The 25022-nt window shown below is 68.1% G+C and carries 21 protein-coding genes; 12 read left to right on the top strand and 9 right to left on the bottom strand.

Translation table 11 applies throughout. The annotated features are described in order from the left end of the window. Nucleotides 1-41 precede the first annotated feature (41 nt). Nucleotides 42-1130 (bottom strand): ferredoxin reductase, encoded by a 1089-nt coding sequence (locus AC3IRM_RS10120; protein WP_489203043.1) that lies wholly within the window; start codon nt 1128-1130, stop codon nt 42-44. 112 nt (nt 1131-1242) lie between these two features. On the opposite strand from AC3IRM_RS10120, the gene fabR reads away from it, so the two are divergent. Further along, entirely contained in the window at nt 1243-1920 is a 678-nt protein-coding gene (gene fabR / locus AC3IRM_RS10125; protein ID WP_489203044.1) for an HTH-type transcriptional repressor FabR, read from the top strand. 422 nt (nt 1921-2342) lie between these two features. Here fabR and AC3IRM_RS10130 read toward each other — a convergent pair whose 3' ends face one another. After that, complete coding sequence (locus AC3IRM_RS10130) at nt 2343-3140, bottom strand: amidohydrolase (protein WP_489203045.1); 798 nt, start codon at nt 3138-3140, stop codon at nt 2343-2345. A 157-nt stretch (nt 3141-3297) separates the two neighbouring features. Between AC3IRM_RS10130 and AC3IRM_RS10135 the strand changes: the two genes are divergently transcribed. After that, nucleotides 3298-3756, top strand: coding sequence for a hemerythrin domain-containing protein (locus AC3IRM_RS10135; RefSeq protein WP_489203046.1), 459 nt, complete (start codon nt 3298-3300; stop codon nt 3754-3756). Between the two features lie 141 nt (nt 3757-3897). On the opposite strand, the gene AC3IRM_RS10140 is transcribed toward AC3IRM_RS10135, so the two are convergent. Continuing rightward, complete coding sequence (locus AC3IRM_RS10140; RefSeq protein ID WP_489203047.1) at nt 3898-5694, bottom strand: DUF885 domain-containing protein; 1797 nt, start codon at nt 5692-5694, stop codon at nt 3898-3900. A 537-nt stretch (nt 5695-6231) separates the two neighbouring features. Here AC3IRM_RS10140 and AC3IRM_RS10145 point away from each other — a divergent pair. The 4 genes from AC3IRM_RS10145 (at nt 6232) to paoC (ending at nt 11178) form a co-directional block, all read left to right on the top strand. Continuing rightward, complete coding sequence (locus AC3IRM_RS10145; protein ID WP_489203048.1) at nt 6232-7266, top strand: XdhC family protein; 1035 nt, start codon at nt 6232-6234, stop codon at nt 7264-7266. A 113-nt stretch (nt 7267-7379) separates the two neighbouring features. Further along, nucleotides 7380-8024, top strand: a complete 645-nt coding sequence (paoA, locus tag AC3IRM_RS10150) for an aldehyde dehydrogenase iron-sulfur subunit PaoA (RefSeq protein WP_489203049.1) — start codon at nt 7380-7382, stop codon at nt 8022-8024. Beyond that, nucleotides 8021-8980 (top strand): FAD binding domain-containing protein, encoded by a 960-nt coding sequence (locus AC3IRM_RS10155; RefSeq protein ID WP_489203050.1) that lies wholly within the window; start codon nt 8021-8023, stop codon nt 8978-8980. Before paoA ends, AC3IRM_RS10155 begins: the two co-directional genes overlap by 4 nt. Next, a complete protein-coding gene (gene paoC / locus AC3IRM_RS10160; protein WP_489203051.1) occupies nt 8977-11178 on the top strand; it encodes an aldehyde oxidoreductase molybdenum-binding subunit PaoC in 2202 nt (733 codons plus the stop codon). The genes AC3IRM_RS10155 and paoC overlap by 4 nt, the downstream gene beginning before the upstream one ends. Before the next feature lie 421 nt (nt 11179-11599). Here the strand turns inward: paoC and AC3IRM_RS10165 are convergent, their stop codons facing one another. Then, nucleotides 11600-11905: a UBP-type zinc finger domain-containing protein gene (locus AC3IRM_RS10165; RefSeq protein WP_489203052.1), complete on the bottom strand. Its 306-nt coding sequence runs from the start codon at nt 11903-11905 to the stop codon at nt 11600-11602. Continuing rightward, nucleotides 11905-13614 (bottom strand): FAD-dependent oxidoreductase, encoded by a 1710-nt coding sequence (locus AC3IRM_RS10170; protein WP_489203053.1) that lies wholly within the window; start codon nt 13612-13614, stop codon nt 11905-11907. Before AC3IRM_RS10170 ends, AC3IRM_RS10165 begins: the two co-directional genes overlap by 1 nt. A 299-nt stretch (nt 13615-13913) precedes the next feature. Here AC3IRM_RS10170 and AC3IRM_RS10175 point away from each other — a divergent pair, with 299 nt between their 5' ends. Beyond that, nucleotides 13914-15626, top strand: a complete 1713-nt coding sequence (locus AC3IRM_RS10175) for a sensor domain-containing diguanylate cyclase (RefSeq protein WP_489203054.1) — start codon at nt 13914-13916, stop codon at nt 15624-15626. A 32-nt stretch (nt 15627-15658) separates the two neighbouring features. On the opposite strand, the gene AC3IRM_RS10180 is transcribed toward AC3IRM_RS10175, so the two are convergent. Next, on the bottom strand, nt 15659-16585 hold the full coding sequence (locus AC3IRM_RS10180) for a LysR family transcriptional regulator (protein WP_489203055.1): 927 nt from the start codon (nt 16583-16585) through the stop codon (nt 15659-15661). Nucleotides 16586-16721: 136 nt separating this feature from the next. Here AC3IRM_RS10180 and AC3IRM_RS10185 point away from each other — a divergent pair, with 136 nt between their 5' ends. Next, nucleotides 16722-17126, top strand: coding sequence for a RidA family protein (locus tag AC3IRM_RS10185; protein ID WP_489203056.1), 405 nt, complete (start codon nt 16722-16724; stop codon nt 17124-17126). A 298-nt stretch (nt 17127-17424) separates the two neighbouring features. Here AC3IRM_RS10185 and AC3IRM_RS10190 read toward each other — a convergent pair whose 3' ends face one another. Together AC3IRM_RS10190 and AC3IRM_RS10195 are read right to left on the bottom strand one after the other, a co-directional pair. Beyond that, on the bottom strand, nt 17425-18849 hold the full coding sequence (locus AC3IRM_RS10190) for a PQQ-dependent sugar dehydrogenase (protein ID WP_489203057.1): 1425 nt from the start codon (nt 18847-18849) through the stop codon (nt 17425-17427). Then, nucleotides 18846-19286 (bottom strand): DUF2231 domain-containing protein, encoded by a 441-nt coding sequence (locus AC3IRM_RS10195; RefSeq protein WP_489203058.1) that lies wholly within the window; start codon nt 19284-19286, stop codon nt 18846-18848. The genes AC3IRM_RS10190 and AC3IRM_RS10195 overlap by 4 nt, the downstream gene beginning before the upstream one ends. A gap of 365 nt (nt 19287-19651) precedes the next feature. On the opposite strand from AC3IRM_RS10195, the gene AC3IRM_RS10200 reads away from it, so the two are divergent. The 4 genes from AC3IRM_RS10200 to AC3IRM_RS10215 all read left to right on the top strand — a co-directional run bounded on the left by AC3IRM_RS10200 (nt 19652) and on the right by AC3IRM_RS10215 (nt 23661). Then, nucleotides 19652-20380 (top strand): formate/nitrite transporter family protein, encoded by a 729-nt coding sequence (locus tag AC3IRM_RS10200; RefSeq protein WP_489203059.1) that lies wholly within the window; start codon nt 19652-19654, stop codon nt 20378-20380. A gap of 255 nt (nt 20381-20635) precedes the next feature. Next, complete coding sequence (locus tag AC3IRM_RS10205; protein WP_489203060.1) at nt 20636-21043, top strand: DUF2946 family protein; 408 nt, start codon at nt 20636-20638, stop codon at nt 21041-21043. A gap of 111 nt (nt 21044-21154) precedes the next feature. Further along, entirely contained in the window at nt 21155-21373 is a 219-nt protein-coding gene (locus tag AC3IRM_RS10210) for a hypothetical protein (RefSeq protein WP_489203061.1), read from the top strand. A 110-nt stretch (nt 21374-21483) separates the two neighbouring features. Further along, complete coding sequence (locus AC3IRM_RS10215) at nt 21484-23661, top strand: TonB-dependent receptor (RefSeq protein ID WP_489203062.1); 2178 nt, start codon at nt 21484-21486, stop codon at nt 23659-23661. 71 nt (nt 23662-23732) lie between these two features. On the opposite strand, the gene AC3IRM_RS10220 is transcribed toward AC3IRM_RS10215, so the two are convergent. Further along, complete coding sequence (locus tag AC3IRM_RS10220) at nt 23733-24926, bottom strand: cation:proton antiporter (protein ID WP_489203063.1); 1194 nt, start codon at nt 24924-24926, stop codon at nt 23733-23735. Between the last annotated feature and the right edge of the window lie 96 nt (nt 24927-25022).

Below are 25022 nucleotides of genomic sequence, written 5' to 3' on the forward strand. Positions count from 1 at the left end.
GGCTCCGGTACTGGAAGCGGGGTGTTTCGAAACGGTGTGGTTCAAAGATCGAGCACGAGGTCCGACACGGCGCTGCTGATGCACAGCTTCAGCGCGGCCGTCGCCTCGGTGTTGGCAGCGCCGGTGCGCAGATCGCGCGTGGCGCCGGACGCCTTGCCGCAGGCGCAGGTGTTGCAGATGCCCATGCGGCACCCGTACTTCGGCTTCAGACCTTCGGCTTCCAGGGCCTGCAGCAGCGGTACGCCGCGCTGCAGTTGCAGGGCGCGGCCGCTGCGCGCGAGACGCACTTCGACCGTGCCGCTGTCGTCGGTCTGCGGACGCGGCGGCGGGGTGAACGCTTCGGTACGCAGCAGGGGGACGCGGCCTTCGACGAGCTCGGTCGCGGTCGTCACGAACCCGCCGGGGCCGCAGGCGAATACCTGGCGGGTCGCGAGATCGGGCACCAGCGCGTCGAGCAGTCCGGCATCGATACGACCGGCGGCTTCATCGTCCGCCACCGCGGCCTCGCGTGTCAGCACGAAACGCACATCGAAACCGGCATGGCGCGCGGCCAGCGCGCGCAGTTCGTCGACGAAACACAGTTCGGCGCGCGTGCGCGCCCAGTAGACCAGCGTCACCGGCACCGGCATGCCCTGCCCGGCCAGCTGGCGGACCAGCGCCATCAACGGCGTGACACCACTGCCGGCGGCGAGAAACAGCCAGGCGCCATCGACCTTGGCCGGCAACACCAGATCGCCGAACGCCGGACCGATGTCGAACACGTCACCGCGGCGCGCGGACGCCAGCAGATGGCGGCTCATGCGGCCCTCGTCCACGCCCTTGACCGTCACCGTGATGCGGCCGTCGGCCGCGACCGGCGCATCGAGGCTGTAGCTGCGCGTGATCCGCACGCCCTCGATATCGGCGGTCAGATTCACGTGCTGACCCGCCTGCGCGCCCGCCCAGTGGCGGTTGGGCTTCAGCGTCAGCGTGACCGCATTCGCTGCGGCCGGCGCGTGTGCCACCACGCGGGCCAGCGGACGCTCCCAGCTCCAGGTCGGATGCAGGCGCTGCGCCCAGAAATCGAACACGGGCGGCACGACGAACGGCGTGGCGAGCCTGCGCAGGCGGCTGCGGCGGGACGGCTTCATGGGGTGGACTGTCGACATGGGAACGACTGTACACCTATCCGCACAGCCGTGTATACACTTGTACATTAATGGACACTGCTATGCTGGCCGCCCAGTGTCCAGACGGCCGACCGTGACCGCCCGCACCCTCGCATCAGACAGCGGCGACCCCGGCCAGAGCTCCGTAGACGGCCAGGCCGGTCGCAAACCCACGATCGTCCGCGAGGACCTGATCGCCGCCGCCCTGCGCCTCACCGGCGCCCACCGCAGCGTTTCGACGCTGAGCCTGCGTGAAGTGGCGCGCGAGGCCGGCATTGCGCCGAACAGCTTCTATCGCCAGTTCCACGACATGGACGAACTCGCGGTCGCCCTGATCGAACTGGCGGGCGAATCCCTGCGCAACATCGTCGGCGACGCCCGCAAGCGTGCGGTCGCCGGCCGCAGCATCGTCCGCGGCTCGCTCGAAGCGTTCATGGAACGCCTGCGCGCCGATGACAAGCTGCTGCACGTGCTGCTGCGCGAAGGCACGGTCGGCTCGGACGCGTTCAAGCGCGCGGTCGACCGCCAGCTGCAGTTCTTCGAAGTCGAACTGCGCGCCGACCTGGTGCGCATCGCCGCTGCCCAGGGCATGGTCTTCCACGAGCCGGGCCTGGTCGCGCGTGCGATCACCCGGCTGGTGTTCGCAATGGGCGGTACCGCCCTGGATTCGCCGCCCGAGCGCGACGAAGCACTGGTCGACGAGCTCTCGCACATGATCCGGATGCTGCTGCGCGGCGCGCACGCGATGGGGAAGGTGAAGGGCGCGCGGTGAAGTTCGGTCGTTGATCCGTCTTTGTGTCCAGAGACTCTGAAGCGCGGGATCAGCTGTCAGAGGCGGCACCGTCGTCCCAGCGCACGCTGGAAACGCTTTTTCTTCGACAGACGGATGACTAGCCCCCTATTTGATCTTCGTGCCATTCGCGGGCGCTCGGTCAATTCGACCGCCGCCCCGGCGCAGGCCGGGGCCCAGTGACTTTCGACGTGGGACACGGACAACTTCCGCGATCGGCACGCTGCACGGAAGTCAAAATGGGTCCCAGCTTGACCAGACGTTCGTCTGTTGAAAGCCGCTGCGTCGACGGATTTCTGGGTCTGGCAATCTCACTCGAAGTCACTGGGCCCCGGCCTGCGCCGGGGCGACGATGCTCAATCATTCCGCCAGACATCAGCTTTAGCGGATTGAAGCAGCAACCCTCAAAGAATCTCGAACCTGTCCGCATCCAGCATCGCCGGAAAATGGTCCCGGTGCGCCCGCAGCTGTTCTGCCGACAGCGTGGTCGTCGAGACCACTTCCTCGTCCATCGACTCGCTCAGCGGCTGACCCAGCATGTCCAGCACCGCGCTGTCGCCCGAATACGCCAGCCCGTTGCCATCAGAGCCCACGCGATTGACGCCGACGACGTAACTGAGGTTCTCGATCGCGCGCGCGCGCAGCAGGGTCTTCCACGCATACGCCCGCGCCGCCGGCCAGTTGGCGACGAAGAGCTGCAGATCGAAATCCAGCCCGCTCGGCCGCTCCACATCGAAGCGGTTGCGGCAGAACACCGGGAAACGCAGGTCGTAGCAGACCTGCGGATTGATCCGCCAGCCCTTCCACTCGACCGTCAGACGATCACGGCCGGCGGCGTAGCGCTTGTGTTCGTTCGCGTAACGGAACAGATGGCGTTTGTCGTAGTACTGCAACTCGCCATCCGGCGTCGCCCACAGCATGCGGTTGTAGACGCCGTCGCCATCGCGCAGCTGCACGCTGCCGGTGACCGCGGCGTCGAGCGCGACCGCCTGTGCGCGGATCCACGCGACTGTCGGGCCGTCCATGTCCTCGGCGCGATCGATCGCGTCGTTGCTGAAGCCGCTGGTGAAGGTCTCGGGCAGCACGACCAGATCGGTCAGTCCATGCAGCGGCGCGATGAGGTCACCGTAATAGGCGCGATTGCCCGCCGGGTCGTGCCAGAGGGTGGCGCCCTGGACGGTGGAGACGCGAAGGTTCTGCATGGCGGCTTCCTGTGGATCGCATGCGCGCGACCGATGTCGGGATTCTCGGTGTTGCCCGCCGCACGCTCAAGCGCAGGAGTGCTGCGTAGAACTGTGAACACGGACTCCACCCGCCACGGCCTAACGTGCGCGCAAGTCGCCTGCCCCGGAGTCCGCCATGCCCGAAACCATCTACGACGCCCTGCGCGAAAGCCACGAACGGCAGCGCTCGCTGTGCCGCAAGCTGCTGCGCGCGCCACCGCATACGGCGCGCCGCGTCGAACTCTTCACCGACCTGCGCATCGAGCTCGCCGCGCATGCTGCCGCCGAAGAACGCTTCCTCTACGCGCCGATCCTGATGCATGACGCCGGCCTCGACGCGTCGCGCCACGCGCTGCACGAGCACCACGAGATGGACGAACTCGTCGAGGACCTGCAGACCCGCGACCACGCCGGCGCCGGGTGGATGGCGAAGGCCAGGCAGTTGTCGGAGAAGGTGCACCACCACCTGCGCGAGGAGGAACGCAAGTTCTTCCAGGTCTCGGGCAAACTGCTGACCGATGCCCAGAAAACCCGCGCGGCGCAGCGTTACCGCCGCGACCACGCGCGCATGGAAAAGAAGCTGCGAGAGGCGTGATCGTCGCCGGACCTTGAGCGCGTCGTAAGGGGTCGAAACCCCACGACCACGCGCGGTGTGCTGCCAATGCAAGGCACCGCGCGTGGCACGGGATCCGGGCAGCGCAGTCGAAGATCGCGACGCGCATGCCCGGCACCGGTATCAGCCCGACGTCCTGCCCGCAGCCTTCTGCTCGGCGATGAAGCGACGCACCTCTTCTTCCAGCACCGGCAGCGGCACCGAGCCCAGGTTGAGGATGGTGTCGTGGAACGGTCGCTGGTCGAACGCCGGGCCGAGTTCGCGTTCGGCTTCGGCGCGCAGGTCGAGGATGGTGCGATAGCCGATGTAGTACGACAGCGCCTGGCCCGGCCAGGAGATGTAGCGGTCCACCTCGGTCACGACGTCGTGCTTCGCGAGCGCGGTGTGGCTGGCGAGGTAATCGATCGCCCGCTCCCGGCTCCAGCCGTACTCGTGCAGGCCGGTATCGATGACCAGTCGCGCGGCGCGCCACATCTCGAAGGTCAGCCGGCCGAATTCTTCATACGGCGTTTCGTAGATGCCCATGCGCGTGCCGAGCCACTCGGTGTACAGACCCCAGCCTTCGCCGTAGCCGGAGAAGTAGGTCTGCTGGCGGAAGTCCGGCCGCGCCGGCGCTTCGAGCGCGAGCGCGGCCTGGAAGCTGTGGCCGGGCGCGCATTCGTGCAGCACCAGCGCCGGCAGGTTGTACAGCGGGCGCGACGGCAGGTCGTAGGTGTTGAAGAAGCAGGCGTCCAGGCCGCCGCGTCCCGAGGTGTAGATCGGTGCGATGTCGTCGGCGACCGGCAGGATCGTGAAACGGTAGCGCGGCAGCGTGCCCACCACGTACTGCAGCTGGCCGTCGATCTTCTTGGCGATCAGCGAGGCCTCGCCCAGCAGTTCGCGCGGGGTCCTGGCGTAGAACTTCGGATCGGTGCGCAGGTAGTCGATGAAGGCCGGCAGGTCGCCTTCGAACCCGGCGCGGCCCATCACCTCGCGCATCTCCGCGGTGATGCGTTCGACCTCGGCCAGACCGAAGTCGTGGATCTCGCGCGCGGTCATCTCGCGGGTGACGTACTCGCGGATCTGGGTCTGGTAGAACGCGCGCCCGTCAGGCAGATCGCTGGCGGCGATGGTCGTGCGCGTGCGCGGCAGGTACTCGCTGCGGATGAAGGTGAGCAGCTTGGCGTATGCCGGAATCGTCTGCTCCAGCACCACCCGCCGGCCTGCCTCGCGCAGCTGCGCGCGCACGGGCTCGGGAATCGTATTGGGAATGCGGTCGAAGGTGACCAGCAGCGGATTCGTCTCACCGGTCAGCACATAGGACTCGAGCGTCTTGTCGCGGCCTTCCAGCGTCGCGCGCGGCACGCTCCAGCCACGTTCCAGGCCGGTTTCCATGTTCGCGATCTGCTCGTCGAAATAGCGCGGCACGTCGGACAGGCGGCCGATGAAGCGGCGCCAGTCGGCCTCGGTCTGGAACGGCTGGCGCGGGTTGATGCCGCCCCAGAAGAAGCTGTCGCTGTTGAACGGCGCTTCAAACGTGCGCCAGCGCGCACTGGCCTCGCTGGCCTCGATCGAGGTGCGGAACACCGCGGCATTGATCCGCTCTTCGCGGCCCAGCTGCTCGAGCGGAATGGCGTCGAGCGCGTCGAGCGCCGCCTTCCAGTAGTCCGCGCGCCGCGCCCAGGCTTCAGGCGTCACAGACGGCAGCTTGTCACTGCTTTGCCAGCGCCCGTCGACCTTCTCGCGCACAAACTCGGCCTGGCGCCACTCCCACTCGCGCGTGTAGAGATCGCGCAGCGCGGTTTCGGCGGCATTCGCCGGCGGCGCCAGCACCGGCGCGGGCGACTCCTGCGCGAGCACGGGCGACGCAATGCCGAGGGCGAGCGATACGGACAGCACGAGGCGGGACAGCGTCATATGACGACGCGGGGCGAAGGACATCAGCGACTCCTGGAAAGCGGTGGTGGTCGTGTCGGCCCGGACGTGAGACGCGGGCGATCCCGCAAGAATGCCGGGAATGAGTCTGGCGTGCATGCGCTGCGCTGTGCCGAGTGCGTCGGATGCGGTGGCTGTTTCGCAGAGAACAGCCCTCACCCCAACCCCTCTACCCCGGCGGGCACGTAGTCCGGGAGGGAGAGGGGCTCGGTCAATGCGGTCGAGGCGTTTGCGGCGCACGACGAGCAGCCGGCTTCGAGCCCCTCTCCCTTTGGGGTGAGGCGGCACGCTTGCGAGCCATTGGTTCGCGTGGCGGCGAACGCGCTTGCGGCAACGCGAGGGCTGGGGCGCGGAGCGGGGGTTGGGTGAGGGCAAACGTCCACGAATCACCGACACCGATCAACCATCCAGTCCACACAACACTCACGACCCACCACACACTCTTTCACTGAACTGCCCGGAATCTCCAATGGCCAGCCCCACGCCAGCCACGCACTCGCCTTCTGAAACCCACGCCACCGCGCGCGGCACCTCGTGATGGCGGTGGACACATCCGTTGTCGCCGCGAATGCCGCGGCGCTGCACAGACCCGCGCCGGTCTTCGCCGAAGGCAATCCCGGCGCGGTGCTGCAGGCCGGGCTCGACGCGTTGTCCGACGGCGGCAGGCCGGTGCTCGCACTTGTCGTCGAGACCGAAGGTTCCACCTACGCCTCCCCCGGCGCACTCGCGCTGTTCGGTGATGGGCCACATGTGGGCTGGATCAGTGGCGGCTGTCTGGAGCCGGAGATCGCGCGTGTCGCGTCCGTCGCCGGCGAAGCAGGCCGCATCGAGTGGCTGGAGATCGACACGACCGACGACAGTGCGCTGTTCTCGGGCAGCGCAGTCGGCTGTCGCGGGCGGCAGATGCTGGCGCTGTTGCCTCTGGCAGCCCTGGGGAACGCGTCGGATGCGCTCGCCGCCTGGCTCGAAGGCGGTCAGGGATTGGAAATCGCGCTGGCGCGCAGCGGCCGTTTCGACTGCCGGCTGGGCACGCGCGCGTGGTCGTGGACGCTGCCGGTCGGCGCGTTGCCGCAGGGCGCGACGCGTGATTGGACATTGACCGTGCAGCGCGCGCCCGAGGTGTTGATCCTGGGCGCAGGCCCGGAAACGCCGACCCTGATGCCCCTGCTGCGATCGCTGGGCTGGCGCGTGACGGTCGCCGAGCGGCGTGCCCGCTGGCGCGACGCGGCCGGTCCGGGCCCAGACCTGCTCGACCTGTCTCCCGGCGACGCGGTAGCCGCGCACCGGCATGCCGACGTCGCTCTGGTCATGCACCACGGCTTCGAATCCGATCTCGAAGCTCTCGGCGCGCTGGCAGGTTCGCCGGTTCCCTTCATCGGCCTGCTCGGGCCGGAGAGGCGCCGGGACGACCTCTGCATGCTGCTGCGACCCGGCCAGCGCGATGCGCTGCAGGGCCGCCTGCATGCCCCTGTCGGTGCGCCCCGGTGCGGACGCGGGCCGGAAGCGATCGCCCTGAGCATCGCCACCCAGCTGCAGCAGTGGCGCGGCGCCCGCAGTCACGCACACACGTCTCCATGACCGGGCGCCACGTCCGGCTGCGTTGACCGCACCACAACACACCCACCCGCATGCTCCTGCTACGCACGTCCGTGTGACCCCGCCAGCCCATCGAGCCAGCCAGAGGAATGTCCATGTCTCCCCTCACCCGCCGGGAACTGTTGAAGGCCGGCGCCGCGTCGGCCGGCGCAGTCGCCATGCCCGCCGTCGCCCAGGCCGCCAATGCCGCGACCACGCCCACGCCGTTGCGCCCGCCCGTCCGCCAGCGCGTCTCGCTGGAGGTCAACGGCGAAACCGTCGAGCGTGAAGTCGACACGCGCACCACGCTGCTCGATTTCCTGCGCGAGGAACTGCACCTCACCGGCACCAAGAAGGGGTGCGATCACGGCCAGTGCGGCGCGTGCACGGCGATCGTCGACGGCCGCCGCATCAACACCTGCCTGAGCCTGGCGGTGATGAATGCCGGCGCGAAGGTCACGACCATCGAGGGCCTCGGCACGCCGGACAGGCTGCATCCGATGCAGGCCGCGTTCGTCAAGCACGACGGTTTCCAGTGCGGCTACTGCACGCCGGGCCAGATCTGCTCGGCGGTCGCGGTGCTCGGCGAGATCCGCGATGGCATTCCGAGCCACGTCACCGCCGATCTCACTGCACGTCCCGCGGTCAACGGCAGCGAGATCCGCGAGCGCATGAGCGGCAACCTGTGCCGCTGCGGCGCGTACGCGAACATCCTCGATGCGATCGAAGACGTCGCCGGCACCTCGGGAGCACGCGCATGAAGGCCTTCGAATTCGAACGCGCGGACTCGCCCGCGGCCGCCGCCGCAGCCGCTGCGCGCAATCCCGGTGCGAAGTTCATCGCAGGTGGCACCAATCTGCTCGACCTGATGAAGCTGGAGATCGAAACGCCGACCCATCTGGTCGACGTCAACGGACTGTCGCTCGACACGATCGAGAAAAGCGACGAGGGCGGCCTGCGGATCGGCGCACTCGTGCGCAATACCGATCTCGCCGCGGACGCTCGCGTGCGCAAAGACTATCCACTGCTGTCGCGCGCCCTGCTCGCCGGGGCGTCCGGCCAGTTGCGCAACCGGGCGACCACCGCCGGCAACCTGCTGCAGCGCACGCGTTGCCCCTATTTCTACGACACCGATCAGGCCTGCAACAAGCGCCTGCCCGGCAGCGGCTGCGGCGCGATCGAAGGCTACAGCCGGCAGCTCGCGGTCATCGGCGGCAGCGCCGACTGCATCGCCACGCATCCCGGCGACATGGCGGTCGCGATGCGCGCCCTCGATGCCGTGGTCGAAACCGTCAAGGCCGACGGCCAGGCGCGTCGGATCGCACTCGATGATTTCTACCTCGCGCCCGGCAACACGCCGCAGCGCGAGACGGTGCTCGAAGCCGGCGAACTGATCACCGCGATCGTGCTGCCGCCGCCGGTCGGCGGCCGCCAGATCTACCGCAAGGTTCGCGACCGCGCTTCATACGCGTTCGCGCTGGTGTCGGTGGCCGCCATCGTGCAGCGCGACGGCAGCGGACGCGTGGTCGTCGGCGGTGTGGCACACAGGCCCTGGCAGAGCGATGCCGCCGACGCCGAACTGCCGCGCGGTGCCAAGGCCGTCGCGGCGCGTCTGTTCGAGGGCGCGAGCCCCACTGAAGACAACCGGTTCAAGCTGCTGCTCGCCGAGCGCACCATCGCCGCGGCCCTGGCCGAAGCACAGGAGGCCACGTCATGAAGTTCGACACGCCCGCAGGCCAGAACCCGATCGACGCGATGCGCGTCGTCGGCCAGCCGCTCGACCGCATCGACGGTCCGCACAAGGTCACCGGCACTGCGCATTACGCCTACGAGTGGCACGACGTCACCGAACGCGCGGCCTACGGTCACGTCATCGGTGCCGGGATCGCAAAGGGCCGGATCGCGTCCATCGGCACGAGCGCGGCCGAACGCGCGCCGGGCGTCCTCGCGGTCGTCACCGCGCAGAACGCTGGCAAGCTCGGCCAGGGCCGCATGAACACCGCGAAGCTGCTCGGTGGCCCCGAGATCCAGCACTACCACCAGGCGATCGCGCTGGTGGTCGCCGAGACCTTCGAGCAGGCACGCGCCGCCGCATCGCTGGTGCGCGTGGCGTATACCCGCAGCCGTGGTCGCTTTTCGCTGGAAGCCGAGAAGGACAACGCGGTGAAGCCGCAGGGCGGCGACACACCGGCTGATACCGCCGTCGGCGATTTCGATGCCGCGTTCGCATCGGCGGAAGTCACGCTCGACGAGACCTACACCACGCCCGACCAGTCGCACGCGATGATGGAGCCGATGGCCTCGCTCGCCGAATGGCATGGCGACAAGGTCACGATCTGGACCTCGAACCAGATGATCGCCTGGGGCAAGGGCGACGTCGCCCGCACGCTCGGCATCGCGCCGGACAAAGTGCGTCTGGTATCGCCGTACATTGGCGGCGGCTTCGGCGGCAAGCTCTTCGTGCGCGCCGATGCCGTGCTCGCCGCGCTGGGTGCGAGGGCCGCCAAGCGCGCGGTCAAGGTCGCACTGCACCGCCCGCTGATCGCCAACAACACGACGCACCGCCCGGCCACGTTGCAGCGCATCCGCATCGGCGCCAACAAGGACGGTCGCATCACCGCGATGGGCCACGAGAGCTGGTCCGGTGATCTGGAAGGCGGCGGACCGGAGGTCGCGGTACAGCAGACACGTCTGCTCTACGCGGGCGAACACCGCATGAGCAAGATGCGCCTGGCCACGCTCGACCTGCCCGAGGGCAATGCGATGCGTGCGCCCGGCGAGACGCCCGGCATGATGGCGCTGGAAATCGCCATCGACGAGATCGCCGACAAGCTCGGCATGGATCCGGTCGAATTCCGTATCCGCAACGACACCCAGGTGGATCCGGAAAAGCCCGAGCGTCCGTTCTCGCAGCGCCAGCTGGTCGAGTGCCTGCGCCAGGGTGCCGAGAAGTTCGGCTGGAATGCGCGCAAGGCGCACGGCAGCGTGCGTGACGGTCGCTGGCTGGTCGGCATGGGCGTGGCGGCTGGTTTCCGCAACGCGCCGGTGATGAAATCCGGCGCGCGTGTGCGGCTTGATGGCGCCGGCCACGTCACCGTGGAAACCGACATGACCGACATCGGCACCGGCAGCTACACGATCATCGCGCAGACCGCGGCCGAAACGCTGGGCCTGCCGATCGAAGCGATCGACGTGAGACTTGGCGACTCCGACTTCCCCATATCGGCCGGCTCCGGTGGCCAGTGGGGTGCAAACAGTGCGACAGCCGGCGTCTACGCCGCCTGCATGAAGCTGCGCGAGGTCGTGGCGACGAAGCTCGAGCTCGATCCCGCGACGGCCGAGTTCGCGGACGGCAAGGTCAGCGCCGGTGGCAAGTCGGTCGCGCTCGCAGACGCCGCGGGCGATGGACAGTTGGTCGTCGAAGACGCGATCGAATTCGGCGATCTCGACAAGCAGAAAGTGCTGGGCACGTTCGCCGCGCATTTCGTCGAGGTCGGCGTGGACATGCACACCGGGGAAACCCGCGTGCGTCGCATGCTGTCAGTGGCCGCCGCCGGGCGCATCCTCAATCCCAAGCAGGCGCGCAGCCAGATGATCGGCGCAATGACGATGGGCGTCGGCGCCGCATTGAGCGAAGAACTCGCCGTCGATACGACCATGGGCTTCTTCGTCAATCACGATCTCGCCGGCTATGAAGTACCGGTGCACGCCGACATCCCGGTGCAGGAGGTCGTGTTCCTCGACGAGGCCGACGCGGACAGCTCGCCGATGAAGGCCAAGGGCGTGGGTGAGCTGGGCCTGTGCGGCGTGCCGGCCGCGATCGCCAATGCGATCCACAACGCCACCGGCGTGCGGGTGCGCGAGTATCCGATCACGCTGGAGAAGGTGATCGGCGGTCTGCCGGATATCGCCTGAGGCGAATCCGCTCTGGTTGCCCCTCTCCCCAGAGGAGAGGGGCTGGGATGCGGGCGATGCTCTCTTGATGCCGGACGTTCGGCTAGCGTGCGGCACGAGTCAACACGCATGCAATCTGCTCGTCGAACAGGGCAGATGCGTTCAACTCGAACGCCGTGGGCTTGAACGTCTGACGGCTGCGCGCAGTGTCGAAGCGCCCTGACGGCCCTCTGTCCTCGCCCGACGCGCTTCGCGCGTCGACCTCTCCTGGACGCGAGGCGCACCGATTCCTGGGAGCGCGCGATGCTCCGTTTTCGGATGTAGATCGGCAGGCACGTGGCTTCAGAAACACCGCTCGCCCGCAACGCGCAACGCGCATCGCGAGCCGACACCGGAACACCGACGGCCTGCTTGAGGTCTTCGCCGCGCCCGACGCCCTCAGCTACACATAGCGTGGAATCGGCCCGCGCTGCGGTGTCCGGTCCGGCAGGTCGACTTCCATCGCATCGATGAAACACCAGCCCCAGCCTTCCGGCGGATCGTAGCCTTCGATGATCGGGTGGCCCGTGGCGTGGTGGTGTGCGGTTGCGTGCCGGTGCGGAGAATCGTCGCAACACCCGACATGGCCACAACTGCGACACAGGCGCAGGCGCACCCAGGGGCTGTGGATCGCCAGACATTCCACGCATCCGCGTGCACTCGGCACGACGGTGGCGATGGTGTCGAGATGGCTGCAGTCGTTGGCCATCAGGCGATCACCTTCTCTCGAGAATCGGATCGTGCAACCTCTTCGGCCGCGTCCAGATACTGGTGGATCTGCGCGACCACGGCGGCGCCTTCGCCGACAGCTGCCGCCACGCGTTTGACCGAGCCCGCGCGCACGTCCCCGATCGCGAACACGCCGGGGCGATCGGTCTGCAAAGAGGTGGAGCGCCCCGGCCCTGCGCCGTCGACGCCGGTGGTCACGAAGCCGGCGTGATCCAGCGCGACGCATCCGGTCAGCCAGGCCGTATTGGGATCCGCGCCGACGAACAGGAATACATGGCGCAGATCGCAGTGATGGGTCTCGCCGGATTCCCGATCGCGATACGTCGCGCCGACCAGACCTCGCCCGGCATCGCCTTCCAGCGTGACCAGTTCGGTGCGCGTGTGCAGCACCACGTTCGGCAGCGCCTGGATGCGATCGATCAGATAGCGCGACATCGAAGCCTCCAGCCCGGCGCCGCGTACGACCAGGTGCAGCGTCTTCACCTTCGGCGCGAGGAACACGACCGCCTGCCCGGCGGAGTTGCCGGCGCCGATCAGCGCGACCTCCTCGCCCTCGCACAGACGCGCTTCGACCGGCGAGGCCCAGTACGACACGCCCGCGCCTTCGAACAGCGCCAGGTTCTCGATCTCCGGCCGCCGGTAGCGCGCGCCGGACGCGATGACCACCGCACGTGCGCGCACAACCTCGCCCGAAGTCAGATGTAGCGCGTGCGTCACCGTTCCAGTGCCCGCAGCGTCATCGCCGCCGCAGGCGAGCGTCGCGACTTCCAGTGGGATGGCGAGCTCGGCGCCGAACTTCAGCGCCTGGTTGTAGGCACGTCCGGCGAGTGCCTGTCCTGAGATGCCGGTTGGAAAGCCGAGGTAGTTCTCGATCCGCGCCGATGCGCCCGCCTGCCCCCCGATCGCACGCTGATCGAGCACGATTACCGACAGGCCTTCCGAGGCGGCATACACCGCCGCCGCCAGTCCCGCCGGGCCTGCCCCGACGATCGCCACGTCGTGCACTGCATCCGGGTCGAGTTCCGGCGTCATGCCCAGGCAGGTCGCGGCTTCCGCAGTGCCGGGCCGCTTGAGCACCGTGCCGTTGGGGCAGATCAACAGCGGCAGATCGCCGGGCTGGATGCCCAGCCGCTCGACGATTTCGCGCCCTTCCTCGCCGTCGGCATCGAGCAGTGTGTTGGGATATCCGTTGCGGGTGAGAAAGCCCTGCAGCGCGGTCACGTGCGCGTCCCCGGGCAGGCCGACCAGCACCGAGCCCGAGGCATCGCTTTCGATCAACCCGACGCGCCGCAGGATCAACGCCCGCATTACGATTTCGCCCAGCTCGGCGGTGCCCACCACCAGCGCCCGCAGGTGCGCGGCGTCGATCGGGACCGCCGTGCAGCCACCGTCCGCCGCCTGCCCGGCCGCCAGAGACGCGCGGCCGGCAAGCTGGCTCACCTCGCCGGTGAACTGGCCCGGGCCCTGCGTGGTGATCGGCTTCTCGTGCCCTAGCCCGTCGCGGCGCACCACATCGATCGCGCCGTCGAGCACCAGCCACACCGGCGCGTCGCGATCGCCGACATCGAACAGTACTTCGCCGCCCGCGCAGCTCCGCGGCGGACCGCTGGCGAAGCGACGCGCGGTCGCGATCTGGGCGGCATCGAGGACGGGGAACATCTGGTGAAGACGATCGTCGGCAAGCGCCATTGGCGAGATCCGGGTTGAGCCGGTTGCATCATGCGCCTGCGCTTTGAACACGGATAGCGCACCCGCTGAAGCCCGCTCGAAGACTCCTGCGACGAGCGCGACCACCGCGCCTGCTGAACGATCGGCCCGGAGTCCGCGCCCGCCTCACCTGCATAGGCGCATGCTGCTGAAATCGGCGCCAGGCTGGCCTTTGTCCAGACGCGCACCTCCTCGATTCCCCCCGCAGCGCATGTCGCCTGCGGCTTCATGCTGCACAGCCTGGCGAAATTGCCTCGCTCACCGTTCAGGCGCACTTTTCGATGTCGTCATTGCTTCTCCCATCCGGTCGTCCACACGCGCTCGTCGGAAGTGCGCTGCTTTGGACCGCACTCTCGCTGCTGGCCGTCTGGTGCGCGGAGATCTTCGTCGTGGGCTCGCCGCCGGTGACCCTGTTCTGGCCGGCCTCAGGCATCGCGTTCGCCGCAGTCGTCGGACTGGGCCTGCGCTGGGCGCTGCTGTTGCCGGTCGCCCTGCTGATCGCACACGCGACCTTTGCGCCAGTGCCCGCCGGCTTCCTCCCGTTCTCGGTACTGAGCAATCTGGCGGGCGCTCTGGCCGGCGCGGCCTTCCTGCGCATCGCGGGCACTTACAGCGCGGAGCGGGCAGCGAGTGTCTACGGCATCCTCGGCGGCGCACTGGCCATGGTGATGGTCTCGGCGGCGATCGGCACGCTCGGCCTGATCCGCTGGAACATGGTGCCGGCCGCCGCCGCAGGAGCCGCCTACATGAAGTGGGTGTTGAGCAACTTGCTGGGAATCGCGTGCGTCGCGCCTCCTCTGCTCCTGGTGCTGCAGACACGCCTGCACGCGCTGGCGGATATGCCGCCGCGGTCGGCCTACGCATCACCGACAGAACACGGCCTGTGGCTGCTGGTGGGCGCCCAGGCCTATCTGTTCCTGCACTGGGTGGGTTCGCAGGCCAGTCACTATCCGCTCGGCATCACCGCGATTCCGCTCGCGCTGCTCGTATGGAGTGCATTCCGATTCAGTCGTCTGTGGACAGCGACAGCGACCCTGGTCGCGGTATCGGTCGTGACATCGCTGCTGGGGCTGGGACTGGCTGCCTATCGGCCGCCCTCGACCACGCTCGACACCCTGTTGCTGCTTGGACTGCTCAATCTGTTCGCGATCCTCCCGCTGATGTTGATGGAAACGATCCATGTGCAGCGGGTCGGGGCGATCCGCTCGGCGCGACAGTTGGCCGAAGCTACGCGCATCCGTCAGGCGGAGCTGGAAAGCTTGGTCGCCGAGCGTACGCGCCAGCTCGACGCGGCCAATCGCCGGCTCGAGGCGATCAGTCAGACCGACACGCTCACCGGCCTGCGCAACCGGCGCTATGTCTCGCGCCAGTTGCCGCTTGATCTCGCGTTCTACGAGCGCGAGACGCAACTGCCGCACGCGCCACAGCAGGCGCTGTATTTCGCACTGGTGGACATCGATCACTTCAAGCGGATCAACGACCGCCTCGGGCACCGTGCAGGTGACGAAGTGCTGCAGCAGTTCGCCAAGCTCCTCGCCGGCCTGATCCGCAGCGGCGACTATGCGGTGCGTTGGGGCGGCGAGGAGTTCCTCCTGGTCTTGCGGCCGATGCCGCCGGCGTCAGTGGCGCTGCTGGGTGGACGCATCTGCGCGCAGGTTGCCGGACACGCTTTCGAAGTGACTGGACATCCGCCGCTGTCGCTCACGTGTTCGGTCGGGTTCTCGCAACGCGCGCCTTCGGATAGCACTACCGGTCTGCCGTGGAAGCAGACGATCGAAATCGCGGACGCCGCGCTGTATTGGGTCAAGCACAACGGACGCAACAACTGGGCCTTGCTGCAACCCGCCGCCGACGTACCGGCCGGCCTGCTGGTGGACCGCATCAGGGACGGCGCCCAGGCCGCGATCGATGAAGGCATCGCTTTGTTGAGTCACGGCGCTGGCGATCTTCGTCCGGACGCGGACGATACGACGTCGATCGCCCACGTCGTCTGACAGATCGCTGCTTGGCCCACCCAGTGGCACGTTTATGTGCGCGGACGCTGCAACACGGGTGCATGCACGTCCATCAGCTCGACGATCCAGTCGATGAACACCCGCAGCTTCGCGCTGACGTGGCGGTTCGGCGGAAACGCGACATGCATCGGCATCGGATCGAGCGTCCAGTCCTCGAACAATGTCACCAGCTCGCCGCTCGCGACATGCGGCCTGGCCATGTAGGCGGGCAGCCACAGCACGCCCAAGCCGGCCAGCCCCGCGGCGAGGTAGGCATTGCCGTCATCCAGCGCCACGACGTAACGTCCCTGCGCCTGCAGCCGCTCGTCGCCGCGATGCATGGTGTACGGCAGGGCCTTGCCCGTGCGCGCCCACAGAAACCCGACGATACGGTGATGCGTGTCTTCCAGTTCCCGCGGATGGGTGGGCGTGCCCATGCGCTGCAGATACCCAGGCGCTGCATGCACGCCCAGTTGCAGGTCGCCGACATGCCGCGCGATCAGCGACTGGTCGGTGATCGTGCCACCACGCACCACGCAGTCCACGTTCTCGCCGATCAGGTCCACGCGCCGGTCGCTGACGCCCAGATCCAGCTGGATGTCCGGGTAGCGTGTGTGGAAGTCCGGCAGTGCCGGCACCAGGATCATGCGCGCGAACGGGCTGGGCACATCCACGCGCAGCCGGCCGCGCGGCGCGGCCGACGCACTCGACAGGCTGGTCTCGGCATCGTCGATGTCGGCCAGCAGGCGTACCACGCGCTCGTAGTAGGCCGCGCCATCGGCGGTCACGTTGACCTGCCGCGTCGTGCGGTTGAGCAACTTCACCCGCAGCCGAGCCTCGAGCTGTTGCACCAGCTGGGTCACCGTGGTGCGGCTCATGTGCAGCGTGTCGGCTGCCTTGGTGAAGCTGCCCGCCTCCACCACGCGCGCGAACGCCTGCATCGCATCGAAACGGTCCATCGGCAATCCAGTTGCGAACGATTGTTTGGATTCTACGAACAGTGCTGGACAGGACCGCGTGTTTATCGCGGGGATGCGTGTCCGCAGACTGCACGTCTCGCAATCGTTCGGGCCCTTCGCCCCATTGGAGAATTCCATGGCTACACGTGACGTCGTCTTCCCCGCCGGCCGCCACGCGCTGTACGAGAAGCACCGCTATTCGCCTGCGGTCCGCTCCGACGGCTTCCTGTTCGTTTCCGGCCAGGTCGGCAGCCGCGAAGACGGCTCACCCGAGCCGGACTTCGAGCAACAGGTACGCCGCGCGTTCGAGAACCTCGACGCCGTGCTTGCCGCGGCGGGCGCCACCTTCGACGACGTCGTCGACGTCACCTTCTTCATCGTCGATCCCGGGACCCGCTTCGAGCGCGCCTGGAATATCGTGCCCGAGTACTGGGGTGAGGCCCCGTTTCCGACCGCGACGGTCGTGGGCGTGACGTGGCTCGCTGGCTTCGATTTCGAGATCAAGGTGGTGGCGAAGCTGCCGGAACGTGCTGCTGGCTGATCGGTGTGATACGCCCGGCGCGCAACTCGGGCAGACATCGCGCCAGCCGCACCGTCATCCCGGAACAAGCGGGACGTGCTTCACGACAGCGCGTGGCGCTGGTCATCCAGCGACTCCGCCTAGAGATGCAAAAATCGTCTTGATGATTCTGCTCGTCGTTCGACGCGTGCAGAGGCACTGGCTCCCGGCGTTCGCCGGGATGACGCGCACGCATGGCGTGCCTTCCTGTTGCGCATCGAAGTCTGCAAAACAAAGGGCCCTTTCGGGCCCTGTGTCATTCACAGCATGACGAACGCACTCAGCCCGCAGGCGGCGTCGCTCCCGACGGAGCCTGCGCCGCCGCCGGTGCGGGCGCAGTCTCGGTGGTCGCCGGCGTGGCCTGTGCAGCAGGCGCCCCCGGTGCGCCACCCGTCGGGGTGATCCGCCAGATGGTGTTGGCCAGATCGTCCGCCACCAGCAATGCACCGCGCGGATCGACCGTCACGCCGACCGGGCGACCGCGCGCCTTGCCGTCCTCACCGAGGAAGCCTGTGGCGAAGTCGATCGCTTCGCCCGACGGCTTGCCGTCGCGGAACGGCACGAACGAGACCTTGTAGCCCACCGGCGGATTGCGGTTCCAGCTGCCGTGCTGGCCCACGAACACACCATTTGCGAACTGCGCGCCCATCGCAGGCGTCGAGAACGCGACGCCCAGCGCGGCGACGTGCGAGCCCAGCGCGAAGTCCGGCGTGATCGCGGAAGCGACCTTCTCCGGCTTCTGCGGACGCACGCGGTCATCGACGTTCTGGCCCCAGTAGCTGTAGGGCCAGCCATAGAAGCCGCCCGGTCGCACACTGGTCAGATAGTCGGGCACCAATTCGTCGCCGATCTCGTCACGTTCGTTGACCACCGCCCACAGCTGGTCCATGCCCGGCTGCATCGCCAGCGCGGTCGGGTTGCGCAGGCCGGTCGCGAACACGCGATGGAAACCGGTGGCCGCTTCGACCTGCCAGACCATCGCGCGGCTCTCTTCCACTGCCAGGCCGCGCTCGGTGATGTTGCTGTCCGAACCGATACCGACGAACAGATAACGACCATCCGCACTGATCGTCAGCGCCTTGGTCCAGTGGTGGTTGATCGCCGCCGGCAGCCTGGTGATCTCCTGTGGCGCGGCGCCTGCGTTCACTGCACCTTCCGTGTAGGCGAAGCGCAGCAGCGCATCCTGCGTGGCGACATAGATCGAATCATTGCCGAAGGCCAGGCCGTAGGGCGCATCGAGATTGTCGGCGAACACCGAGCGGTTCTCGTAGACGCCGTCGCCGTCGGTATCGCGCAGCAGGGTCAGACGGTTGCCGCTCTCGACCTGCGTGTTGCCACGTGCCTTGATCATGCCGGCGATGATGTCCTTCGGCGTGAGCTTCGGCGCCCGGCCGCCGCGGCCTTCGGCCACGAGGATGTCGCCGTTGGGCAGCACCAGCATCTGGCGCGGGATCAGCAGGTTGTCCGCGATCGGCGCGATCTCGTAACCCTCCGGCACCGTCGGCAGCTGATCGCCCCACTCGGCCGGCAACGAGATCTTCAGGGTCGGGAACAGACCGCGCTGCGGCTTCGGCAGATCCGGCGACGGGCCCACATACGTTTCATCCGGCGTGCCACCGCAGGCTACGAGCGCGATCGCCAGCGCGGGCACCAGCGCACGGGCCAGCAGCGCGGACTTCGGACGCTTGGAGTGAAGACGGTTCATGGCAGCACCTCCCGACGGCGCAAGGTGCCGCCGAGCGCGAACCACAGGCTCGCGCCGATCGACAGCACGCACAGCACCGACCACACCAGCGCCTGCGGCATTTTCTGCCAGGCATCCATGGCATGGACCAGCGAATTGAGAAAGCCGAGCAAGCAGGTCAGCGCCAGCAGTCCGACATAGATGAAACGGGTTCGCGTACGCGCAGTCGGCGTCAGCAGCGATACCAGCGCCCAGACCAGGGCAATGACCGCGAACACCATCGCGCCGACCAGCAGCCAGGACGCGAAGTTGGTCCACTGGATCTCGTAGGAGCGTGCATAGGCGATATCGGCGATCAGCGCGCCCAGGAACAGCGGGAATGCACTGCCGGCGAGCAGCAGGTGCAACGGGTGCAGCGGCCGGTACGGCTGCGTCACGATTACGGGATGTGTATCCATCGGAGATCTCGTTATAGACAGGGGACCACGCGCGCCGGTCGACGACGTGGTGCACCCGCAACACTGATCCATCGCCGCGCAAGGCCTAGTGAATGCGGCTGCAAGACTGTGGTGAATTCTGGGCGCGCCGACCCGCAAGCCGTACGCCATGTCGGCGTCGATCGACGCACGACACGCCCGCATGCCCTGCAACCCGATGCCATGTCGTCGCCGCCCGCTTCACCGGGCGTTGCGTATAGCTGGACGTTCTTCCGGATGGATGCGCCCACCTGGCCGACACCTCGCCTGCCATCGCAGCGCCCGAGAACATCGCGACCGCGATCTCCGACACCTGCGTCGAGAAAGCCGCGCTACCCGCAGGCAAGATGATCGGCCTCGGCATGTTCGCCGGCGCCTATATCGGCGTCGGCAGTCTCCTTGCCGTGCTGATCGGCGCGGGCGCGAACGACCTGCCCTACGGCCTTGCACAGGCCGCCGCCGGCATCGGCTTCGCGCTCGGGCTGATCCTCGTGCTGCTGGCGGGCGCCGAACTGTTTACCGGCAACACGCTGATGACCCTGCCGCTCGCCCAACGCCGTCTCCGCCCCGGCCAACTGCTGCGCGCATGGAGCCTCGTGTGGCTCGCCAACCTCATGGGCGCCCTGCTGCTGGTACTGCTCGCCATCGTCGCCGGCCTGCACCTCGCCGGCGACGGGGCATTCGCCACGTCCGCGATCGAACTCGCCGCAGAGAAAGCCTCGAAATCCGCCAGCAGCATCGTCGCCAGCGGCATCCTCGCGAACATGCTGGTGTGTCTGGCGGTATGGATGGCCGCCGGCGGGAAATCCGCCATCGACAAGGTCGCCGTCATCGTGCCGCCCGTCGCGGCGTTCGTCGCCCTGGGGCTGGAGCATTCGATCGCGAACATGTCGCTGCTGCCGCTGGGCCTGCTGGCGCAGATGGCGACCGGTGCGGAGCTGCCGGCCGGACTGTCGTGGAGCGCGGCAGTCATCAACCTGGTGTGGTCGACGCTGGGGAACATCATCGGCGGCGGCGGGATCGGGCTCGCGTACTGGGCGATCTATCTGCGCGATAAACCCAGGGTCGCGACGTAGCCGCGCGTGACGCGCTCGCTTCTCACTTCCCCGCAAGCGCGCGTCATCGCCGGATCGGCAGCATCGTCCGTGCTCCCGCAGATCGCGAATCGTCGGCATATGCATACAGGACAACCTGCATCCCCTGCGGGATCGGAGCGTCTGCATCGCGCGGTAGATCCAACAGCGCGCTGCATATGCATGCGACGATTCGTCGCAGCCCTGCGGACATGCGTCCTGTCGCCAACGCGCTGCACGTCCCTCTAGACTGTGTCGATGATCGTCGACCGCCCGCTCCGGCAAGCGTTCGCATGGCTGTCGCTGACGGCCGTGCTGCTGCTCGCGTTGCTGCCCTCCATCGGTCGTTTGGCGCATGCACAGGACGCGTCGCCGCGGATGATCCTGATGGAGATGTGCACGATGGGCAGCGACACGCTGATCAGCATCGTCGATCCCCATAGCCTGCTCGACGACGCCGCGCCGCAGCCGGCACCGTCTCAGCACCCCGACATGCAGGACTGCGGCTACTGCCCGCTGCTCGCCACCGCGCTGCTTGCAGTGATGTGGTTCGCGGTCGCGCGCCTGCTGCCCGTGACGCACCGCGCCCCTGGCGCGCGCGTATGCCGCCTTACGCAACGCCATCCCTGCGGACTCGGCTCGCGCGGCCCACCACTGGCGGCCTGAAGCGCGTCCGGCCTGCCGGAACGCGTCGCCACGCCGGTCCACCGGGACCGGCATCTCCACATGTGACGCACGCGCGCCTGCGTGCATGGCGCTGCCGTGCCGCACGTGCCCATGGGTGCCGACATGTCATTTCCGATTTCGCTGCGACGCCGCGTCGCGTACGGCGCGCCGCGTGCCGTCATCTGCCATCGCCTTCCGCTGCTCGCGCTCGTCACTGCGGCGTTTGTCAGTCCCGAGTTCGAACGGCACACGCCGGGCAGCCAGCCCGGCGTCTGCCATGTCCAGGGCGATCCGCGCTCGACCGATGCGGGTCTGGAGTGGCACCTGTGATCGACAGCCGCAACGCATGCCCGCGTTCGCATCTGCAGGCGACGGTTCGCCCCGCCTGCCCCGCACGCCATTCGCACCTCCCTCTTTCCTCCGGAACAGGTCTTCACTCCATGCACAATCCGCCTCGACGCCTGGCCGTGGCCATCGGCTGCCTGCTGCTCCCCGGCGCGGTGTCCATCGCGCAATCCCAGACGCCCGCCACCGATCCCGCGACCACCCTCGACGGGATCCAGGTGCGCGGCGTGCGCTCGACGCTGGACCGCGATGCCACCGGCGCCTCGCGCCTGCAGGTGACGGACCGCGAGACACCCGCATCGGTATTCCGCATCGACCGGGACACGCTCGATGCACGTGGCGTGCGCTCCACCCAGGAAACGCTGTTTGCGATTCCCGGACTGGTCGTCGCATCGCCGCCGGGCAACGGCAACACCGTGACGTGGCGCGGTTTTTCCGGCGCGCAGATCACCCAGCTGTTCAACGGCATCGACGTCAAGTACGCGTCGATCGCCGCCCGGCCGGTCGACGCGTGGATCTACGAGCGCGTGGAAGCGATCGGCGGACCGTCGAGCTTTCTCTACGGCGCCGGCGCGGTGGGCGGGTCCATCAACTACGTCACCCGCACCGCCGACTTCGACACCGATGCCATCGGCGGTCTCGCCAGCCTGGGTTCTGACGAGAGCCGCGTGCTGGCGGCCGGCATGAACCACCGCTTCGCCACGGGTGAAACGGCGCACGCCCTCCGGCTCGACGCCGCCTACAGTGCACGCAACGGCTGGGTCGATGCCGAGCGTCGCGAAGGCTGGACGCTCGCCACCTCGCTGGCCTCGAGGCTGACGCCAACGCTCACCCATACGCTGGCGCTCGAATACCAGAACGAAGACAACCGGCGCGTGTACTGGGGCTCGCCGGCGGTCGTGGGACCGAGGGGCCGCCTCGACGCACTGCCCGGCAGTGTCGGCCGCAACTACAACGTCGGCGACGGCTTCTACGCGCAGGCGGTGGCCTGGGGGCGCTCGGTGCTGGAATGGGACGGCGGCGACTTCGGCCGGATCGTCAACACGCTCTATCACTACGACGCGCTGCGCGATTACCGCAACGTCGAGACCTACCGATGGGATCCCGTGCGCGGCGGCGTGGCGCGGTCGGGCGTCCTGCAGCAGCGGCACGACCAGCAGGTGACCGGCAACCGGACCGACTGGCATCGCACGGGTACCCTGGCCGGACTGCCGTCGCAGTGGACCGCCGGCGCCGAACTGAGCCACAACCGGCAGACGCGGTTCCCACAGTCGATCGGCGGCGAAATCGATCTGGTGCCGGTCGATGCGCGCACGCCCGGCTTCTTCTTCGACATTCCCGGCACATCGCCCGGGTACGTGCCCGGTGCGACGAACCGTGTGCGGACGGCGGCCGTATCGGCGGAGAACCTCACGCGCTTCGGCACGCGGTTCGCGCTGATGACGGGGCTGCGTCACGAGCGGATCGATCTGGACGTGACCAACAGGCGAGCGCCGACCGCGACCAATCCCGCACGCTTTGCCCGCGACTACGCGTCGACGACAGGCCGAGTCGGCCTGACTGCCGAGCTCACGCCGGCGAGCAACGTCTACGTGCAGGTCAGCACGGCGGCGGATCCGCCGGCGGGCATCCTCTCCACTGCGGGGTTCTCGGCGCTGCGCGATTTCGATCTCAGTCGCGGCCGCCAGCTCGAAGCTGGCGCCAAGACCGACTTCGCCCAGGGGCTCGGAACCGCGACGCTGGCGGCGTACCGCATCGTGCGCGAGAACCTCGCCATCACCGATCCCGACAATCCGGGCCAGACGCTGCCGGTCGGCCAGCAATCGGCGCGCGGGGTGGAAGCCACGCTCGATATCCGCCCCTGGCAGGCGCTGCACGTGCAGGCGAACCTGGGCTGGGTGGATGCGCGGCTCGACGACTTCTTCGAGACGGTCGCCGGCGCGCCGGTTTCGCGCGCAGGCAACCGGCCTTCCAACACCCCGTCGCGCGTGGGCAATCTCTGGATCGACTACGCGCTCTCACCGCGCTGGTCGATCGGCGGCGACCTGCGCGCCGTCGCTGCCCGCTATACCGATAACGCCAACACACTCGAGACGGCCGGCTACACGCTGTGGGGCGCGCACCTGCGCTGGCGTCCCACGCCGCAGCTGGCGGTCACCCTGCGTGGCCGCAACCTCGGCAACCGGACCTACGTGATGCACGCGATCGGCACACAGATGGTCTACCTCGGCGAGCCCCGGACCCTCGATCTCGAACTGCGGGCTGCCTTCTGAGCGGCGCCAGGCATCGTCGACCCTGTGTCTGCGGCCAACCGGCAGGCGCTGCGGATTGCGCAGGTCGCTCCCTACGTCGCGGCCATCTTCCGCAGCCGCGGCGTCGCCATCGGAATGGTCAGCATCGTGCTCATCACCGCCATCAGCAGCAGCGCGGTGAACGTGGCGCTGGAGATGATGGCTTTGTCGAGCAGGATGTTGGCGAAGATGATCATGATCAGCGCCTTGGTCTGCAGCAGCCAGCCGATCAGCGACGCTTCGCCGGGCTTCCACTTCAGGATGCGGCCGGCCATGTGCACGCCCGCGAGCTTGCCGGCCACCGAGGCCACCAGCAGCACGATGGCCGCGATGAAGACCGTGGCGCCGCCCACGCTCCATTCGGTGCGCAGGCCGGTGCTGAGGAAGAACACCGGCATCATCACCAGCAGCACGTTGTGGCGCAGGCGGTCCATGTCGGCCTGGTCGAACCAGTCCCCGTCGATGACCACGCCGGCCAGGAACGCGCCCACCATGAAATGCAGGCCCGACCAGTCCGCGCCGAACGCGCAGACCGCCAGCCAGACCAGCATCACGTACCAGCGGTCGCGCTCCGGGATGGCACGCATCAGGCGCCGGAACAGCACGCAGGCCACCGCGAACGCCAGCAGGAACCCCACTTGGCGGCCGATGCGCTCCCAGTCCACCAGCACCAGCGCCAGCACGCCCCAGATGGCGATGTCGTCGAGGCTGGCGTAGCGCAGGATGCGCTGGCCCACGGGCTGACGCAGGATGTCGAGCTTCTCCATCAGCAGGATCAGGATCGGCAGCGCGGTCACCGCGCAGGCCATGCCGACGCCGACGATGAACTGCCAGTTCGCGCCGTCGATGCCGATCCAGCCCGGGAAGCGCAGCAGGCCGATCGCCGCCAGCGCGCCGAACACCAGCGGCACACCGAGTGCGAGGCCCGCGGTGATCCCGCTCTCGCGGCGATTGGTCCAGGCCTTGCTCAGATCCAGCTCGATGCCGGCGATCAGCACGAACAGCATCACCGCCCATGCGCCCAGGCCATTGAGGATGGTCACCACATCCGGGGTGAACACGAACGCGTAATAGCCGGGAAACGCCGCGCCGAGGATGCCCGGCCCGAGCACGATGCCGGTGATGATCTGCACCACGACCAGCGGCGCGAAATAGTCCGTGCGGCCGAACCGCCAGATCAGGAACGGGACGCAGAAGATGATCGCCATCGCGATCAGGAACACTTCCATGGTGGTGACGGCATGCATCGGGGGGTCGTCCTGGCCTGGCCGCGATCTGCGGACGGCGAAGTATGGGGAACCAAGTGGACCGCCGCCAAGTGCGGATCACACGTCACGAATGTG

The organism is Luteimonas sp. KH_071, from assembly GCF_057838005.1.

Bases quoted from the DNA above. Each gene is read 5' to 3' on its own strand.
- AC3IRM_RS10120 (WP_489203043.1), bottom strand. From the start codon at position 1,130: ATGAAGCCGTCCCGCCGCAGCCGCCTGCGCAGGCTCGCCACGCCGTTC.
- AC3IRM_RS10130 (WP_489203045.1), bottom strand. From the start codon at position 3,140: ATGCAGAACCTTCGCGTCTCCACCGTCCAGGGCGCCACCCTCTGGCAC.
- AC3IRM_RS10135 (WP_489203046.1), top strand. From the start codon at position 3,298: ATGCCCGAAACCATCTACGACGCCCTGCGCGAAAGCCACGAACGGCAG.
- AC3IRM_RS10140 (WP_489203047.1), bottom strand. From the start codon at position 5,694: ATGTCCTTCGCCCCGCGTCGTCATATGACGCTGTCCCGCCTCGTGCTG.
- paoA (WP_489203049.1), top strand. From the start codon at position 7,380: ATGTCTCCCCTCACCCGCCGGGAACTGTTGAAGGCCGGCGCCGCGTCG.
- AC3IRM_RS10155 (WP_489203050.1), top strand. From the start codon at position 8,021: ATGAAGGCCTTCGAATTCGAACGCGCGGACTCGCCCGCGGCCGCCGCC.
- paoC (WP_489203051.1), top strand. From the start codon at position 8,977: ATGAAGTTCGACACGCCCGCAGGCCAGAACCCGATCGACGCGATGCGC.
- AC3IRM_RS10165 (WP_489203052.1), bottom strand. From the start codon at position 11,905: ATGGCCAACGACTGCAGCCATCTCGACACCATCGCCACCGTCGTGCCG.
- AC3IRM_RS10170 (WP_489203053.1), bottom strand. From the start codon at position 13,614: ATGGCGCTTGCCGACGATCGTCTTCACCAGATGTTCCCCGTCCTCGAT.
- AC3IRM_RS10175 (WP_489203054.1), top strand. From the start codon at position 13,914: ATGTCGTCATTGCTTCTCCCATCCGGTCGTCCACACGCGCTCGTCGGA.
- AC3IRM_RS10180 (WP_489203055.1), bottom strand. From the start codon at position 16,585: ATGGACCGTTTCGATGCGATGCAGGCGTTCGCGCGCGTGGTGGAGGCG.
- AC3IRM_RS10185 (WP_489203056.1), top strand. From the start codon at position 16,722: ATGGCTACACGTGACGTCGTCTTCCCCGCCGGCCGCCACGCGCTGTAC.
- AC3IRM_RS10190 (WP_489203057.1), bottom strand. From the start codon at position 18,849: ATGAACCGTCTTCACTCCAAGCGTCCGAAGTCCGCGCTGCTGGCCCGT.
- AC3IRM_RS10195 (WP_489203058.1), bottom strand. From the start codon at position 19,286: ATGGATACACATCCCGTAATCGTGACGCAGCCGTACCGGCCGCTGCAC.
- AC3IRM_RS10200 (WP_489203059.1), top strand. From the start codon at position 19,652: ATGATCGGCCTCGGCATGTTCGCCGGCGCCTATATCGGCGTCGGCAGT.
- AC3IRM_RS10205 (WP_489203060.1), top strand. From the start codon at position 20,636: ATGATCGTCGACCGCCCGCTCCGGCAAGCGTTCGCATGGCTGTCGCTG.
- AC3IRM_RS10210 (WP_489203061.1), top strand. From the start codon at position 21,155: ATGGGTGCCGACATGTCATTTCCGATTTCGCTGCGACGCCGCGTCGCG.
- AC3IRM_RS10215 (WP_489203062.1), top strand. From the start codon at position 21,484: ATGCACAATCCGCCTCGACGCCTGGCCGTGGCCATCGGCTGCCTGCTG.
- AC3IRM_RS10220 (WP_489203063.1), bottom strand. From the start codon at position 24,926: ATGCATGCCGTCACCACCATGGAAGTGTTCCTGATCGCGATGGCGATC.